This is a genomic window from Brasilonema sp. UFV-L1 (assembly GCF_012912105.1).
GTDB lineage: Bacteria > Cyanobacteriota > Cyanobacteriia > Cyanobacteriales > Nostocaceae > Brasilonema.
In genome coordinates this window covers 20,237-38,445 of sequence record NZ_QMEA01000022.1, presented here as the reverse complement: position 1 = coordinate 38,445, position 18,209 = coordinate 20,237, and the positions used below count along the sequence as shown (strand labels likewise).

11 protein-coding genes are annotated in these 18,209 nt (G+C 40.9%); 7 read left to right on the top strand and 4 right to left on the bottom strand.

Going from position 1 to position 18,209, the window contains the following annotated elements; genetic code table 11:
- Positions 1–15 precede the first annotated feature (15 nt).
- The gene (locus DP117_RS09795) at positions 16–840 is read right to left on the bottom strand and encodes an ABC transporter permease (RefSeq protein WP_169218127.1); all 825 of its coding nucleotides are present in this window, start codon (positions 838–840) and stop codon (positions 16–18) included.
- 1,361 nt (positions 841–2,201) lie between these two features.
- Between DP117_RS09795 and DP117_RS09790 the strand changes: the two genes are divergently transcribed.
- The 6 genes from DP117_RS09790 (at position 2,202) to glf (ending at position 9,215) form a co-directional block, all read left to right on the top strand.
- Positions 2,202–3,224, top strand: a complete 1,023-nt coding sequence (locus tag DP117_RS09790) for a ParB/Srx family N-terminal domain-containing protein (RefSeq protein ID WP_169218126.1) — start codon at positions 2,202–2,204, stop codon at positions 3,222–3,224.
- A gap of 235 nt (positions 3,225–3,459) precedes the next feature.
- Positions 3,460–4,434, top strand: coding sequence for a class I SAM-dependent methyltransferase (locus tag DP117_RS09785; protein ID WP_169218125.1), 975 nt, complete (start codon positions 3,460–3,462; stop codon positions 4,432–4,434).
- Between the two features lie 158 nt (positions 4,435–4,592).
- Positions 4,593–5,180: a DapH/DapD/GlmU-related protein gene (locus DP117_RS09780; protein WP_169218124.1), complete on the top strand. Its 588-nt coding sequence runs from the start codon at positions 4,593–4,595 to the stop codon at positions 5,178–5,180.
- Positions 5,181–5,505: 325 nt separating this feature from the next.
- Entirely contained in the window at positions 5,506–6,462 is a 957-nt protein-coding gene (locus DP117_RS09775) for a glycosyltransferase family A protein (protein WP_169218123.1), read from the top strand.
- 121 nt (positions 6,463–6,583) lie between these two features.
- Positions 6,584–7,864 carry a hypothetical protein gene (locus DP117_RS09770; RefSeq protein WP_211176015.1) on the top strand — a complete coding sequence of 427 codons (1,281 nt, stop codon included), beginning with the start codon at positions 6,584–6,586 and terminating at the stop codon, positions 7,862–7,864.
- 244 nt (positions 7,865–8,108) lie between these two features.
- A complete protein-coding gene (glf, locus tag DP117_RS09765) occupies positions 8,109–9,215 on the top strand; it encodes a UDP-galactopyranose mutase (protein WP_169218122.1) in 1,107 nt (368 codons plus the stop codon).
- Positions 9,216–9,396: 181 nt separating this feature from the next.
- On the opposite strand, the gene DP117_RS09760 is transcribed toward glf, so the two are convergent.
- From DP117_RS09760 to DP117_RS09750, 3 genes are all read right to left on the bottom strand, one after another.
- Positions 9,397–9,840 carry a helix-turn-helix domain-containing protein gene (locus DP117_RS09760; protein ID WP_169218121.1) on the bottom strand — a complete coding sequence of 148 codons (444 nt, stop codon included), beginning with the start codon at positions 9,838–9,840 and terminating at the stop codon, positions 9,397–9,399.
- A gap of 77 nt (positions 9,841–9,917) precedes the next feature.
- Complete coding sequence (locus DP117_RS09755; RefSeq protein WP_169218120.1) at positions 9,918–13,493, bottom strand: AAA-like domain-containing protein; 3,576 nt, start codon at positions 13,491–13,493, stop codon at positions 9,918–9,920.
- Positions 13,494–14,029: 536 nt separating this feature from the next.
- Positions 14,030–15,643, bottom strand: a complete 1,614-nt coding sequence (locus DP117_RS09750; RefSeq protein ID WP_169218119.1) for a cyclic peptide export ABC transporter — start codon at positions 15,641–15,643, stop codon at positions 14,030–14,032.
- A 268-nt stretch (positions 15,644–15,911) separates the two neighbouring features.
- On the opposite strand from DP117_RS09750, the gene DP117_RS09745 reads away from it, so the two are divergent.
- A complete protein-coding gene (locus tag DP117_RS09745) occupies positions 15,912–17,189 on the top strand; it encodes an NAD(P)/FAD-dependent oxidoreductase (RefSeq protein WP_169218118.1) in 1,278 nt (425 codons plus the stop codon).
- The last annotated feature ends 1,020 nt before the right edge of the window (positions 17,190–18,209 follow it).

The following is an 18,209-nucleotide window of genomic DNA, read 5'->3' as shown; positions in this document are numbered from 1 at the left end:
TAGTTAAATAACAAGTTAAATAACATCTGCAAACGTGCGTTCGGTTTTACGGAAGTACCAAATACCACTGGCAAGAAGCAGAGAAGCCAATCCCGTAGATAGAATGAATCCCGGCAAGTAGAGTTTTGACTGCCCACTCAAAATTGCCCAACGAAAGCCATCAATCACCCCTACCATTGGATTCAAAGAGTAGAGTAAGCGCCACTTTGGGGATATCACGCTGCTACTATAAGCAACCGGAGATATATAAAAGCCAAACTGCACAAGAAACGGCACAATATGGCGGAAATCACGGTACTTTACATTCAGCGCCCCTAACCAAAGCCCCCCTCCAATCGCCACTGCAAAGGCAATCAGAATAAAAAACGGTAGCGTTAAGATACGCCAATCGGGCACAAAGTCATACCAAGCCATCAATCCTAACAGGATGATGCCGGAAATGAGAAAATCTACAAAGCTAACAATGACTGAACTGACTGGCACAATCAAGCGAGGAAAATAAACTTTAGAAATGAGGTGACTACTATTAATCAAGCTGAGGCTACACTCTGTTAAAGAACTCGCAAAAAACTGCCACGGTAGCATTGCTGCAAATACTAAAATTGGATATGGCACACCCTCGGAGGGTAACTTTGCGAGATTGCCAAACACTACTGTGGAAACAATCATTGCTAAAAATGGTCGAAGCAAAGCCCAGGCAATTCCAATCACAGTCTGCTTATACCGCACCAAAATATCGCGCCAAGCTAGGAAGTAAAACAGTTCTCGATAACGCCATAAATCTTTCCAATACTGGCTTTCAGTTCGACCGGCTTTGATAAGAATTCTTGTAGTATTCATTTACAAATAAATAACTTTTTCATGCAAGCTTAGTAAACACTCTTTAGACTTAAGTAGAACGACTTAAATAATTCACGTTATCTCCGCAGCGAATGAAACGAAGGTGTAATGAAGCAATCGCTAGGGTTTCACTGATTTTACATTCTGTTACATAGTTAGGTTTATTCTCACCGACTTACTTATGCAAAACGGAAAAATGGCTGACGACATGGTTTATATACGCCATCACGATACTTCCGATTTGACGTTGGATAATCAAATCATGATTCAAACTAACAATTAAATAGGTGTTTGTCGCAGGCACGACATTTACACTTTTCATTTAAAGCCGAATGCAACAGCGTTATGAAAAAGCTAGTTTTAACCTGAGGGATATTGAACCACTAGAAGTTAAATCCCTATTCGACATGACCTATTTTGTTAATATGGCTGATTTCGGCTAATCCTCTTTCCTTGAGTCATTCCTTTAAGGAATAGTATTATGGCTTGTTACACCAGTCAGTTTACAGATATCAAGTCTAGAGAAATAATAAAAGTCTGTATCAGATAAAAATTTTCGAGATTGCCTCAGTTGGCTAGTTGTGTGAATTTAAGTATCTACAAGCGCAGCAGGATTGGGTGGGGTTATTCATAAAACCTTGCGGGAAGAAATGTAGAAACTCGTCGCATGCGCGGCACAGGAGGAAAGACAACACAAGGGAATGCGCGTCCTCCTAAAAAGGACTAGTTTTTTGATTGGATATAATCCCAGGAACTAGTAAACCTGTTTAAGTCTCCTCGCCCAACACAACTAAGATGACTGGTCTTTAACCACAACCCAACAAGAGGTCTTACAGATAATCCGAACTGGAGAGGTATTCGCAAGTGTGTACCAAGTTGTGTCTTATGGGCTAGTCATCACTTACGTCACCCGACTTGTTTCGGACAAGCGAGCGTGGCTTTAGCCCGCTCGTTGATGACATACTTAGCTAGAGTGAAAGCTCTTAGTTCAGAGTATATACCATAATTAAACTTTCAACACACAAGTTTTGTAAAAAAAATCAATTTCACAGGAAAACAAAAGTCAGTGTATTGAAAGTATTCAAAGGATTTTTATTCAAATCAATTTAAAAATTCAAAACTGAAAATTCACAAGTATCTGCTCTAACTATAAAAATTTACTTAAATTTATATAAACTGTATAAATAGGAAGATTTAGAAATCTTCAATATTAAAGTAAGTATTACTTAAAGTCATGTGTGGATTCCAAGGAATTGCTGAAAAAAGATCTCCTCTAGTGCATAGAAATTTCAGTTTTAGCTCTCATCGGCATCTCCAGAACTCACCCATGTCTGTTAAAGTTCCTGAAAGATTATATAGTTATGACGACTACATTTACCTCGAGTGTTGAGTATCTTCCGATTGCAGGCATTCTCATCAATGGCGGCACTCAGTCACGCGTCAAACTCAATTGGGATGTCATTGCAGAGTATGCCGAAGCCATAACGTTGGATGCTGTCTTCCCACCAATCCTGGTGTTTTACGACGGCAAAAACTACTGGCTGGCAGACGGTTTCCATCGGCTGCATGCAACTAAAAAAGCTGGCCGTCAAGAGATTACCGTAGAAATACACCAGGGTAGCCGCCGCGACGCTTTGCTGTACTCGGTGGGAGCAAATGCCAATCATGGTCTACGACGTACCAATGCAGATAAACGCCGTGCGGTGGATATAATGCTACAGGATGAGGAGTGGAGTCATTGGAGTAATCGAGAGATTGCCAAACGTTGTGGTGTTTCTGAATTTATGGTTCGTCAAATGCGTCAATCTATCTGCGATAAAAACGCAGATACCAAAAAACGCACTGTACAACGTCAAGGAAAAACTTATACAGTTGACACGACTCACATTGGTGAGGCAATGATATCGACAAACATTGCAGAATCTTCAAAGCAACATCCAGAAGATGGATGCGAACAGGTGCTGTGTACAGATAACCCTCAACAAAGTCAGTGTGATGACCAAATTGGCGTGTTAGTACAGCAGATTGATACTAACACGTACGTTGCTAATGGTACACAAACTCCCAGCTTTCAAGAGTCCGAGGTACAGCTTTTCAATAGACAACCGTTGAGCAATGTACATCAAGAACTTGAACATCAGTCTTACCCTACGGCCTCAACAGAAACAATTAATCTTCAAGACATAATAATTGATAAGATTGCAATGGAAATCATACATTTGTCTCCGGAGCAGTTGAGCAAAATCATCTTTACATCTGCCAACAATGGACTGAGTAAATTTCATCTTAACACCATCATTGAAGCGGCTAAACAAGCGCTCAATGACGGAAACCAACAGCAATACCTTCACAAGTTTTACGCACTTCCAGGTATGGAGTCATAGGGAACGGTAAGATATGTCCGTGCAGATTGACAGCTATACCCACAGCCGAACAAACTTACTTAATGAGTGTGGAATTTATGAGCACTTTTCACCTATTGATTGAGCAACTCTCTAACCCAAACCTTCACTTGAATAGTTTGAGCGGAGGTTAAGTAAATAACAGGTAAACTATTGTTGTTAGCTGAAATAATTAAAACTGATTGTTTGCACTTTAAGAAATCAAAAGGAATTGATAATGACTATCCTTAATGAAAAAGAAGTTTTTTCTACAAAAGAGCTATCTCAATTGTTTCAATTAGGACAGGAGGACATCATAAAAGTTATAACAGAAAAACATATTGCTCAACAAAACATAAATGGTGAAGTGCATATCAAAAAAGATGAACTTGAGAATTTGATCAATGAACTTTGGTTATCTTTAGGTATTTCACATCAATATTATGAAATTCCAGAACATTTAAAAAACTGCACATCTCCTTGGGCTGTTACATTAATCAAAATGTATCAAGATAAATTTACTTACCCTGACTCCATATCACCAGAGCAAGGAGATTTTCTCAGAGCTTTAGTTTGCAATGTTGCACCAAAGAATATTTTAGAGATTGGTTGTTTTACTGGTGTGTCTACAATTTGGTTGGCTGCTGGTTTAGAGCAAATAAGAAGTCAAGGCACTGTTCACTCGGTTGATTTATTTAATGATATTATTCCAGTCCTACCTTATCATCGTGGGTATTTAACTAATCCCCTTGAATACGCCCAGAAATCTGTAGATGCAGCTCAACTTTCACATCGAGTCAAGTTTTATAAAAAGAATTCTCAAGAAGTGGGAGCAAAAATTCATGAATTCCTCAGTGAGCCTATTGATTTTCTTTTCATCGATGGAGACCACACCGTAGAAGGATGTTTGAATGATTTTATGCTTTTTTATCCGCATGTATCAGTTGGTGGATATATCATTTTGCATGATATTAACCCTAAATATTGTGGTTGGTACGGTCCAAGATATGTGATTGATAAATTAATCAAAAAGTCTCCTCATTTTGATTTACTCGAAATTAAAACCAATCCAATTAACTACGGTATAGCTGTTATTCGCAAATTGGCTGAAGACAGAACACTTTTATTGCGAGGTCAGCTGACAAAGGTAGGTATTTGGCAAAAAATCAAAGATAAGCCATTAGGCAAGTTCTTGAGAAAAATAAGAAAGTGAAAAATTGTCCAAACGCTGGCTATGAAGATATTATAAAAAAGGAGGCTTGAAAACCTTGTGATGTCAGTTCATGGAATTTTCATTTTTGAAAACTATGTATTTTCAGTCTAAACAGACAGTTTAATTCCCTATTATTGGAGTAAGGAGATGTCATAAAAATGATTAATTATCTTAATTATATACTGCAAGATTGGCAAGTAAATAAAGAAACAAGCTCCAAATCACGTTTCATATTATTGATGTTTCGTTCGACAAAAATATTTGGACTTTTACCTGGTCCTTTTTCTTTATTTTCAAGTTTTTATAGAGGATTTTACCAACTATTAATTGAGTGGATATTAGGGGTTGAATTACCTTGGAATACACAGATAGGAGCAAATCTTAAGCTACTTCATTGTCACGCTTTGGTCGTCAATCATGAAACAATAATAGGTATGAATTGTACCTTAAGACATTCAACCACTATTGGCAATAAGATACTACCAGATGGTACAGCCAGTGGGTCTCCAAAAATTGGAAATAATGTAGAAATCGGTTCCAATGTTGTGATTATTGGACCGATTACTGTTGGGGATCATGCTGTGATTGGAGCTGGTTCTGTTGTAGTGAAAGACGTTCCTAGTTGCTCCGTAGTTGTAGGAAATCCAGCAAGAGTTATTCGCACACTCAATACTACTTTGTCTTTTATTAACAACGAATCACAGCAAGCTGAGGAACTAGCATCAGTATCAAGTCAACATCAATGAACAATGAACAGGGAACAGTGAAGGAGTCAGGAGTCAGGAGTCAGGAGTCAGGAGCGGAGCAAGGAAAGCTCCGCCTCCGGTCAGGAGTCGCAATTCTTTATTTATTTCTTCTGAATACTGAATTCAGAATTGCTGTTAGCGTAGCGGGGCGTTTGCGCAGCGCCCCCTAAGGGGGCTAGCCCATTCTTCTTCAAACTGATAACTGATAACTGATAACTGATAATTGATAATTGATAATTGACAAGGGAATTGGTCACTCTAATGCCGATAGTCTGTATGGATAATGTAGTGTTTCTGATTAGCCAAATGCTGAGGAAGACCGACAATGCCCAAGGTTTCTGTTGTTATTCCAGCCTATAATGCTATGGTTTATCTCCCTGAAACTGTGGAGAGTATTCTGAGGCAGACTTTTACTGATTTTGAAGCATTAATTATTAATGATGGTAGCTCAGACAATATTGTCGAATGGGTTTCTCAGCTAGTCGATCCACGAGTGAAACTGATTTCCCAAACAAATCAGGGCGTACCCAAAGCACGCAACACAGGTATTGCTAATGCTCAAGGAGAGTATATAGCATTCTTGGACGCTGATGATCTGTGGGAACCGACAATGCTAGAAAAGCAAGTGCGTTGTCTGGAAAATAATCCTGCAGTAGGCTTGGTGCATACTTGGATGGCTGTTATTGATGCACAAAGTCAGCCCACAGGTAGAGTCATGATCTCAAATGCTGAGGGTGACGTTTGGAAACAACTCGTGGTGCAAAATACAGTACCTTCCTCTTCAGTCATGGTTCGTCGCTGTTGTTTTGACACGGTTGGGGGATTTGACCCAAATTTACGCAACATTGACGATTGGGATATGTGGATTCGGATTGCTGCTCGTTATCCCTTTGCAGTGCTCAAAGAACCTTTAATGCGCTATCGAATGCACCTTAATAATATGACTAAAAACTGGCAAGTGGTGGAAGAAGCTTTTGAGATCATTATTGAGAAAGCATTCTGCACTGCACCGCCCGAACTATTGTATTTAAAAAGCCGAAGCTATGGTCATGCCAACATATTTTTAGCTTGGAAAGCCGTGCAAAGTGGTAATAGAGACTACAACAAGGCAATTCATTTTCGGCAACAAGCCATTGCTCACTTTCCTAAACTACGTTACTCGCGGGAGTACTTGCGCTTGAGTTTGGCGATCGCCATGCTGCAATGGTTCGGCTCTAATGGTTACACTAGAATACTGTCGCTGTTTTACGCTCTGCGCCGACGCATATTAAGTGTGACCTAACAACATCGCAGTTTTTGCACTAAGTGATTACAGAATATCGAACACTGGTCTTTGTGGCTTGAGCTGCCTATTATCTGACAAACTATCCTAGTTGTTGTTAGGCGTAAAGGAGCATACTAACATGACGACCAACAAAGCTCGTAAATATACGGCATTTTTACGGCAACTAGGGCAGAAGAAGCGTCACTCGCTCCGCTCAAATTCAAAATTCAAAATTCAAAATTCAAAATTATTCCTCATTTTGATAGCGCAGCGTGCCCGCAGGGCATACTTTGAATTCAAAAGAGGTCAGTTAAGCAATGTGACGCGGGTTTTATTAACAATATTTTTGGTTAGCTTGCTCTTGTTCTTAAGTTATGCTTCTACCGGCGTTACCATGAGCCAGAACACCAACCACATTGCCAAATCTACCACCACTCAGGGCAAACGCGACAAATGGCTGTGGCCTTTCGCATCCAATTCTATATGGAATATGCCGATTGGCTCTCGCGCAGTTTATCGACCAGCAAAGATTCAACAGGCAAAATATGCTTCTGGAGATGAAGAATACTTCTACAAACTCAACAGCAACGATCCCCAACGTCCGGTTTACAGTCCTGGCAATTTTGGACCTGGACGCTGTACAGGAACCCAATCTATGGGAATTTCGCTACCTGTGCCAGACAACTTGATTGTTCCAGATGCCACAAGTCAGCCATATTATACACCCAACAACGCCTCAGCCTTTCTCATGCCCGATGGTAAAACCCTTGAGCAATTTGAACCACTAGCACGCTGTACAGCAGGAGGATCTGTTCATGGGTGGCGTAATCCTTGGGGCGGCGTTGATATTTATGGTGACGGTATCAAAGGCGGACACCTCGGTTCTGGTCTCTCTTCTATTGGTGGATCTATTCGCAAAGGTGAACTCACAAACAATCAACCGATCCGCCATGCATTAAAAGTTGTTATTTGGGGGGAAAAATACCTTTACTACTCTCGTACTGTTCCAGGATATCGTTGGCCTGCCTACATTGCTGATAGTAACGCCGCCAATCAATATCACGGTACTAATCCTAAGTTAGTACAAGGAACACTTCTGGCAATTCCTCGCAATGTGACTGCAGCAAGATTAAAACTGCAAACACCAGCTGCTAAAAAGTTATTTCAGGCATTACAAAATTATGGTGCTTATGTTGTTGATGATGCAGGTTGGGACGCACATTACTTATGTGTCGAGAAAGGAGTTGTTGAAGAGTTTCGGGCTACTTATGGTTATGATTTCCAAACTGCTAATGGGAAATTTTACGACGACTTTATGAAGTTATTTAAAGCACTTCATATTGTCGATAACAACGGACCGAAGAATATCGGTGGTGGTGGAACTCCACGAGTTTCCCTAGCACCTCCAATCGGTAACTGACTTTTTCAAAAGAAAGAGAAATGGGCATTTTCATGAGTTTACCGTAACTCATGATTTGCAAATAAAAGTTGATACGCGCGTTGCATTCAAACAGAAAATCTTCTCCCTCCCTCTGTTTCTCTGTGTCCTCTCTTGCCTCGTGCGGTTTTTTATTCTCTCTGAACACGACGCGCTTATGACCTGAACCTGCAAATCATTGCTTCTGCTTGTAGATATCCAAATATTTAAAAGGTGGAATACTTAAATGTTCGATTACTTAATTGTTGGCGCAGGATTCGCTGGAAGCGTCCTTGCTGAAAGACTAGCGAGTCAGTCTGGAAAAAAAGTTCTGATTGTTGACAAACGTCCTCATATTGGCGGTAACGCCTACGATCACTACGATGATTCAGGCTTACTCGTACACAAATACGGTCCGCATATCTTTCACACCAACTCCCGCGAAGTCTTTGAGTATCTTTCATTCTTCACCGAGTGGCGACCTTACGAACATCGCGTTAAGGCTAGCGTAGATGGTCAACTTGTACCCATCCCAATCAATCTTGATACCGTTAATCGATTATACGGATTGAATCTCACTTCGTTCCAAGTAGAGGAGTTCTTTGCTTCAGTCGCTGAACAAAAAGAGTACATCCGCACTTCAGAAGACGTGGTGGTGAGCAAAGTTGGTCGAGAATTGTACGAGAAATTTTTCCGTGGTTACACCCGTAAGCAATGGGGACTCGATCCATCGGAACTCGACAGATCAGTCACCGCCCGTGTACCTACCCGCACAAACCGCGACGATCGCTATTTCACAGACACTTATCAAGCAATGCCTCTATATGGTTATACGCGAATGTTTGAGAAGATGTTGTCTCACCCCAACATCAAGATTATGCTTAACACCGATTATCGGGAGATTCAAGAGGCGATCGCCTACCGCGAGATGATCTACACTGGTCCCATCGACGAGTTTTTCGATTACTGCTATGGGAAACTTCCCTACCGTTCTCTAGAGTTCAAGCATGAAACGCTAAACAAACCTGTGCATCAGCCTGCACCAGTCATAAATTACCCGAACGAACATCCATACACCCGCGTCACCGAGTTCAAGTACCTGACGGGACAAGAACATCCTAAAACTAGTATTGTCTACGAGTACCCGCAAGCAGAAGGAGATCCCTACTACCCCATACCGCGTCCAGAAAACGCTGAAATTTACAAAAAATACAAAGCACTAGCTGACGCAACCCCAAGCGTAAGTTTCGTGGGACGGTTGGCAACCTATAAGTATTACAATATGGATCAAGTTGTGGCTCAAGCACTGGCAGTCTACTCCCAGCTTGTTCAACGGGTACTCATAAAGATTTAAATCCGTTACTCCTGCAGGGTTTTTGAACAGTAGAACGCAAAGTAAAGAGAATGCAAGTTTGGTGGCGCTAAAGGAGAATTATAAGGGTAGTTCGCGTGCTTATACCAATTCGCGTTCTAAAGTGTCATTCTGAATGTAGCGAAGCGGAGTGAAGAATCTCAGGGGATACACCACTGTTGCTTTAGCCACGGTTTAATTTCGTTTTTTTTAAAGTCCTACGTATCGTTTCATAACTAACTGAGTTCACAATGCCTAAATGTACTAATCGCCCTGCTAACAATCTTAATGTCCAGCGTGTGTTTCCTTCAGGTGCTTTTGAACATGCTGTCGCAATTAAGAAAGCTTCTTTTTCATCATCAATTTTGCGTGTCTTAGGTGGGTGTGGACGCTCGTTTAGCACTAAATCTATACCTCCGGTTGCTAGTCTTTGTCGAGCACGTTCCACTGTTGAAACATTGACCCCAAGGTTGTGTGCGATCGCTTTATCTGTTTTCCCCTCAAAGCTCATCAGGATAATACGGGCACGGGTTATACTTCGCGCTTTGGTCTTTCCTGACCTGATCACTGTTTGCAGCTTTTCGACTTCTTCCGGTGTCAAACACACAGTATATTTTTTTGCCATCATGCCATCCTCAACCCGCCTTGAGATAGCTTACCAAAAATTGCTAATACCCCGCAAAGTTGGTGTGACAGACTACTAGTCTAAACACCAATTTTGACCACACCCAGATCGCACAGATGACGGTCTTCCTCTTTGACATTTGCACTATTTTTCAAATAGTCCTTTGCCCAATTGCACCCTTGCACCAATAATTTCTCCGGACTGGAATCAAAATCTAAATTCCAGAGAATGACGTGACCAATTGAATCTGATGAAACCAACACTTGACCATTAGGACTAAAACTCAAACTTTTGACCCCAGCAGTATGACCACCAAGAGTTTGCAGCACTTCTCCCCTGTGGTTCCAAAGCTTGACGGTCATATCTTCGCTGGCAGTTGCAATACTCTGTCCATTAGGACTGAAAATGACAGCGTTTACCTCACCTTCATGTCCTTGAAGAGTTAACAGTTCTTTACCATGTCGGTTCCAAAGCTTAACCGTTTTATCTTTGCTGGCAGTTGCAATAGTCTGGCTAAACCCCTGCGGGGACGCTACGCGAATAGGACTGAAACTCACTGAGTCTATTCCTGCTTGATGCCCCCGCAGAGTTAACAGTTCTTTACCCTGCCAACTCCAAAGTTTGGCTGTGCCATCTTCGCTGCCAGTAACAATCATTCCTCCCTTGGGGCTGAAACTCACACTCCTAACACCTGCTTTATGTCCCCGTAGAGTTAACAATTCTTGACCTCTGAGATTCCACAACTTAGTGGTTGTATCCCAACTAGCACTGGCAATGGTCTGACTATCAGGGCTAAAACTAACGCTTCTAACATCTGCCTGATGCCCTCGCAGTGTCACCACTTCTTGACCAGCTAGATTCCACAGTTTAATAGTTTTGTCTCGGCTAGTGGTCGCAATGAATTTGCCATTGGGACTGAATTTTAAACTTCTCAATGTATCGTCATGACCACTTAATGTTGCTATTTGTTGTCCTTGTAGGTTCCACAATTTAGCGATCGTATAGCGACCAGCAGTACCAAGGATCTGACCATCCGGGCTAAAACTGACATTGGCTGCTGCGGCTTCACCAAGATTGAGTATGGAGGAGTTGGATTTATTGCCCAAGTTCCATAGTCTTACCATCCCATCTTCACCACTACTCGCAAGAAGCTGACCATCCTTGCTAAAGTTGACACCCCAAACGGCATCTGTATGACCTTGGAAAACTTGCAGTTGCTTTCCTTGGCGGTTCCAAAGTCGGACAGTTTTATCCCAACCAGCAGTCGCAATAGTCTGACCATCACGATTGAACACTACACTACCAACAGTATCAGTATGTCCATGCAGGGTTACTAGTTCCTTTCCTTCTAAATTCCAGAGTTTTGCAGTTTTGTCCTTACTGGCAGTAGCGATTGTTTTGCCATCTCGACTGAAATTAACATACATCACCCAATCGCGATGTCCTCTGAGTGTCAATAGTTCTTGACCATCCAAACTCCAAACTTTTGCGGTACCATCCCGACTGGCGGTAGCAATCATTCCTCCCTTGGGGCTAAAACTAATAGCAACAGTAGGTGCATTGTGGGTATAGAACGATCGCAACTCTTGACCTTCCAAATTCCATAACCGCATTGTGCCACCCCACTCCATCCCTGCTACCATCTTACTATCGGGGCTAAAGCCTACGCATGCCACCCAATCCTTGTGAGGTAAACTAAGAAGTTCTCGACCATCTTCAACACGCCAAACCTTTACAGTTTTATCCCGACTGGCACTCACTAGCATCTTACCATTTGGGCTAAAATTGACACTCCAAACCCCATCAGTATGTCCTCGGAGGGTGTGAAGTAGCTTACCGTCACGCTGCCAAATTTTTACTGTCTTGTCCCAACTAGCAGAGGCAAGCTTCTGTCCATCCGGGCTAAATTTCACCCGTGTAACGACATCTGTATGCCCTACTAAACGATTACTTTCGCGTACCCAGTAGATAGATTGCCGTAGTGCTTTTTCTACCCGCACTTTTAAGTCTTTAACCGCATTATCCTGAATAATTTTGTTTAATTTAATACTTGCTTTTATGCTTGCAAGCAAGGCATCCAAGTTATGATGAGACTCAAAAGCCGCTTCTGATGAAAGGATGAGCGCTTTAATTTCACCAACAGTTACCTGTCGTTTTTGTTGCGTAGTTTGCCATGTCAGCAATCCTGAGAGTCCCACTAGAGTCACAGCGACTACCGAAAGCACTGATAAACCCATCAGTCCACGCCGAATGGTTTTCTTCGCTTGCTGTTGGGCGTTAAGCAGAATTTGATTTGCTTGTTCGGATGTAGTCAGTGCATTCTGCACTTGTTGTTTATCGAGTTCCTCGCTAGCAGCTAAAAAACGATAATCTTGGTTGCTCAAACTTTTTCCTTTTGCCCAAGCTTGAGCTTCTTTGAGCGCTTCTCCTCGTAGGAGATATGTTTCATCTTGAAAATCAGATGCTACCCAACCGTTCAGTAAATCTGCGTAGGGTCGCAACTTCTTTAATTGCTTTTCCACCCATTCGGAGTTGAAAACTTCTTGATATATGCGGTTGTAAACCTGTAATACACCCTGTTGTTTGACAACTAACCCTGACAGGAGTAACTCAATTTTTTCTGGAGAATCATCAGCAGGGACACCACCATCTTGTAGAATTTGCTGATACAGTCCCAGTAATCTGCTAGCGCGTTGTTCGTTACTCAGTATGCGATCGCGTATCGTTCTTAAATGAGGTGGTTCATCTTGGGCTGCCCAATTTTCAATGATGCGCGATCGCACAATCGCACAGACTTGGTCAGCAATCTCCTCATGCTGCGTTAATATCTCTTCCATCAACTTTTGCAAGAATGGGTATTGGGGAGTTGGAAATTCTTTCTTTCTCTGGTTATCTTCCTTCTGTGCTACCAACTGACATAGTTTTTGAGTCAGAAATGGCTGTCCTCCCGTCCAAGCAAGTATCTCTTTGAGTACAGACTTGGGATTGTCTATCTGAGAAGCCAATCCTCCTTCTAATGGTTTAACTTCATGCAAGCAGAAACCATTCAACTCAATCGCCCGACCAATATTAAAAGGTGTGCGAGTTTTATCTGCAATTAAATCTGAGGGTGTTGCTACTCCCAACAAAGCAAAGGTCAGGCGTTTGTATTCGTGGCAAGAGCGAATCAGAGCGAAAAAGTCATCTGTATTAAATGGTAAGCTGAGAGTACTGTCGATTTCATCGAAAAAAATCACAATTGGTTGGACTATTAATTCTGGCAGTACGTTTTGCAGCAACTCGCCCAAGCGACCTACAGGCGATAAGTCTTGCCGTTCTGCTAGCCAATTGCGGACGTTTATCTGGCCAGATAAACGGAAACTCCGCACTAGACGCATAATAATATCGGCATACCATTGGTCTGGTGTAATGTTCTTGTTCCCAATACCGGACAAGTCAACCGTTGCACAAGCAAAGCCATCTTCTTGCAGTTGCTTAGCCACCTGTACACGCAGGCTAGACTTCCCCATTTGGCGACAGTTGAGGACGTAGCAAAAAGCACCTGATTTCAAAGCCTGGTAGAGTTCCTTATCCGCCTGTCGCATGACATAGCTAGGTGCATCTACTGGGAGGCGACCACCAACTTGATATTCATAAGGTGACAACAGTTCGTGCATTCTAGTTGCCTGCGTTATTGATCAAAGGTTGACTGACTTTATTTTTAGGGTTTGAGGCGTCAGTTGTAGATGTAGAAAAGTTAAGGATTTTATTGACTTAAGTTTTGATTAAAATTCTTCACTTGTCATACATCAAATTTTTCGTAGCTATATATCGTAAAGCTTAATATAGCAATTCTATCTAAGTAAGTCGGCGTAAAAATTTCAAGGTATGTCCGCAGCGAGTGGAACGCAGTGAAACGTAGACCCCGGAGGGGGCTTCCCTCCGGGTAGCAATCACAAGGATTTGGCGTACTTTACATTCTGTTACATGCTTCGGTTTATTTGTGCCGACTTACTTAATTTGTGAAAATTATTTTTTAAATGTAGACGCGGAGCGGCTTGCCGTAGGCTACCGCACGCCTTCGCAGAGTACACACCAGAGAAGAATAAAGAGAGGTTTTCACGTAAGCGCAAAGCGCAGGCGCAGCCAACAAAGCAGCGTGCCCGCAGCGGCTCAGGATTTAGGACTGCTATATTTCAAATTTTACACAATTTTAAACATTGTTTACCTTGCCATAATCTAGCTTCACTATCCGGTCTGATAAATAGAAATATTGGTCGTCATGGCTAACAACTATCACAGTTTTACCTTTATTCTTTAATTCAGGTAATAACTGCATATAAAAAATCTTCTTAAATTCAGGATCTTGATCAGAAGCCCATTCATCAAATACATAAATAGGTCGATCTTCTAAATAAGCAGTCAATAGAGCTAGGCGTTTTCGCTGTCCTTGAGACAATGAGGTAGTAGAAAGTAAACCATTTTTCACTTGAACTTTTTTCTCAAGTTTTAACTTAACCAGATAGTCATAAATTTGCTTGTCAGCAAAATTTTCACCTACACTCAAAAACTTATCGAACAAATAAAAGTCAGAGAAGACCACTGAGAAATATTGGCGAAACCACTCTTGATTTTCTGTAGTTACTAATTTGCCGTTGAGATAGATTTTTCCACTCTCAGGAAGGTACAATCCAGTGATTAGCTTAACAAGAGTAGATTTCCCACTACCATTACCACCAACGATAAAAACAATTTCACCATCAGAAAAAGTCAAATCAATCGGACCAAGAGTAAAAGGTGTATCTTCATAGTCTTGATGATAAGTATGAGTCACACCTAAAAGTTCTAGACGCTTACAGAGATTATCTGCTTCATCCCAACTTATCAAATTACTCTCATGTGAGTGATTTGACAATGATAGCTTAAGAGAGTCAATATTCTCCAAAGCAACAGTTGCTTTGCTGAAGGTAGGAATAGCACTCATAATGTAATCTAAAGGAGAAAGCAGGTAGAGGATAGTCAGTGCATAGCCAGACAAAACATTGGTAGGAATAGCTTTAAAATTAGGAAAGGCAAAAATGACTAGCCCAACAACCACAAAGAATAAAATATTACCCCAACTAGCAGCAGCCGCAAATATAGTCGTCCCAACTACATTTTTACGCCGACATAATTGTGCAGTTTCTTTCAGTTCTTTCTTCAGAAATGTTTGTCGTCGCTGATAGTGAAGCTTAAGTTCTTTCGTTCCTTCAGTTATGCTCCGAAAATGGTTAAATAATCTATCTTCTTGCTGACGAGCTAATGTAAAAAATAACGTTGCCTTGTGTGCTACCTGTTGATAGCTGAATATTCCTAGAAACAAGGAAATCACCACTAGAATAAATACTATTGGAGACAACCAAAACAAATAAAAAAGGCAACTCACAACAATGGCAATATCAATACACAACGTAGGAATAACGTAAACTGTCTTAGAAATTGCTACAACATCATCCGTTAGTGTAGCTAAGATGCGATGCTTTCCTAAGCGCTCTAAATGATATAGTGGTGCAGCTAAAATTTTCTCACTCAAGATGAGCCGTAATTCTAAAATTGCTTTTTCTGCAAGATTTATTAATAAATATTTAGAAATGATATTAGTAAGCAATCTTAGAAAACAAAGACCGATAAAACTCCAAATGAGTGTGGTTGTTAGTGAAGAGTGATTAACTTGAGTGTTTATTGTAACAATCAATCCGGCTGTACTAACCCCACTTAATAAACCGATGAAAGCAGCAAGAGCCAGGGTTTTCCAAGAAGAGCGTAACAATAGACTCATCAAGTTCATATAAACTCTTCGGTAATAGATTCCGTAATAGATAAGTAGTCTTGCTGTTTATATATAGAAGGTAACAATTCCCTTGTCGATACAGAAAAGTTAAGGAACTGGGAAAGGAAGTGACTTAACTTGTAAACTTAACTCATGAATGGAGGAAGCAAGAAGGAGATTTAAGTAAGTTTTCATCCCCTCAAATTCCCTAACTAATCTATATTGACTATTGAAGCGCCAAATTTTATAAAGAGAATAGTTAAGATTTGCAATCAAAGCCAATTTTATGAATGCTAAACTAGACGTTATCATAATTGGGGCTGGTTTTTGCGGTATTACTGTAGCTGCGAGTTTAAAAAAATTTGGCATTAATAATTTTGTCGTCATCGAGAAAGGCGAGACTGTTGCGACTATATGGAAAAACGCATATCAGCGATTAGTTAGTCAAAACCCCTATTTTACCCTACCTTTCTTTGAAGGTAACGGAAAATATTCCACGTTTAAGACCAAAGATGAAATGGTGCAGTATTTAACAGAATATGCACATCATTTCCAAGTTGATTCACATATTCGTTTTGCTGAGGAAGTACAAAGTATTACCAAGGTTGATAATCAAAACCAAACTGATTATAACTGGCAGATACAAACAACTAAAGATATGCTAAAATGCAAAATCCTGGTTATCTGTACCGGATTAACTAATGAACCTGTGATACCAAATTTTGTTGGACAAGAAGATTTTTCAGGTAAGATTATTCATAGTAGTGCCTATAAAAACGGTATCCCTTATCGAAATCAGAAAGTTTTAGTCGTTGGTTCGGGAAATTCAGCAGCAGAAATAGCACTTGATTTATATGAACACGGTGCTGCTCGTGTAGATATGTTAATTCGCGGTAAACGTTGGGTATTTCCTCTTTATCCGAGACTGCGAGCGCTACAATATTGGTTATGGCGAAGCAAGTCATACTTTAAACGGTTGTTCAATCAAAATACAACAGATAACAGAATAGAAGCTATGGAGAGAGCCATAGACTTCTCTCCAGAAGAATTGCAAGCAGAGATCAAGGAAACTGATAAATTTATTCAGCGTTTTGCTTTAGATTTGAGTGCATACTCTATCTATCCAGAAGATAAAGGAGCAATGGATATGGAAGTTAATCAGGGACGTGTGGCGTGGGTAGATAGAGGTACTGTCAAACAAATCAAAAAAGGAAACATTCAAGTCATTTCTAGTCGTATTCAGCAACTCACAAAAACAGGCGTAATCTTTGCCAATGGTGTATCACAAGATGACGATGCAATTATTTTAGGTACTGGCTTTCGTCCTGGCATCAATAAAATATTGAGACAGCCTGAATTGTATCTTCATGTGAACGATAGGTTATTACCAAAAACAGATGGTAAATGCCAATCTATTGTTGACCCTACACTTTACTTTGTAGGTTTCGAGAAAACTGTTGCTAGATCCGCAACTTATGGATATTACGGCTGGTGTACAGGTAAAAGAATTGCCTTTCAATTGCTGGAAAGAGAATTTTTATCGCGTCAAGAATTGAAGATTTAACTCTATAGGAATCCTAAATAATTTATGAAAAATCTTGAGTAGTGTAGGGTGGGCACTGCTAATCAGATCCTGCCCACTATATTCGGGTTTTAGTGGCAGTGCCCACCTACGTGTGTTTCAAAAATCTGCGGAGGATTCCTATAGTTAAGAATGATGCTGTAAAAGTTAAGTCTCAAGTTAAGTTAGCTTATAGATTTAATTCCTTAACTTTTCTGTATCGACTTTTATCTTGGCAAATTATATAAAAATAACAGAACACCTGAAATCAAGGAGTCGAACTGATGAAGAGTTCAATAAATTCTATGAATAATATGCACTGGAACAGAATTTTCACCCTTGCTTTACCAATCAGCATTTTGTTATTTGCACAAGCTTGCGCCCCTAGAAGATTAATTTCTTCTACCCAGTCTAATGTAGACAGTCCTGTTAACTATCCACTCAAACATAGTGGAAATTAAATTTGTCTAAGCTTTTGGAATCAGCAAGGTTAATGTGTGACCGAAAAAGAAAAGGATACAAGCCCCCAACTTATGGTATGGAGAATGTAAAAAATGTTTTCAAAAGACGCATAGCGCGTTAGCGGAGCGGCACGAAGTGCGGAAAACGGCGTCCTTGTTTCAAGCCCCTAAATTTATTTTGGTGGTTCTTAATTTTGAATGAGCGAATGAGCGAATGAGCGAATTTGAGCGTTTGCGTAGCGCCCCTCTTAGGGGCTAGCGAGTGACAGCGGGTTTCAATAAGTGTGAGGTACATTAAAGAGTTAAGAAACTGCAGACGGACGAGGCAGTGCGGTCTTGGGGTTTCACGCCAGGTGCTACAACGGGACGGCAGGTGCTACAAGTCGGCGAAGCCGCCCAACGCACTGCCTCGGGAACCCCCGCAACGCACTGGCTCCCCAAGTGGAGCATCTGCCGTGCAGCCTATAGCAGATAAATCTGTACTTCATCCGGATGAAAACCGCTATATTAAAATGTTTCAAAGCTTTGAATCTCCTGATTTAATTATTTAAATTTCAAAGAA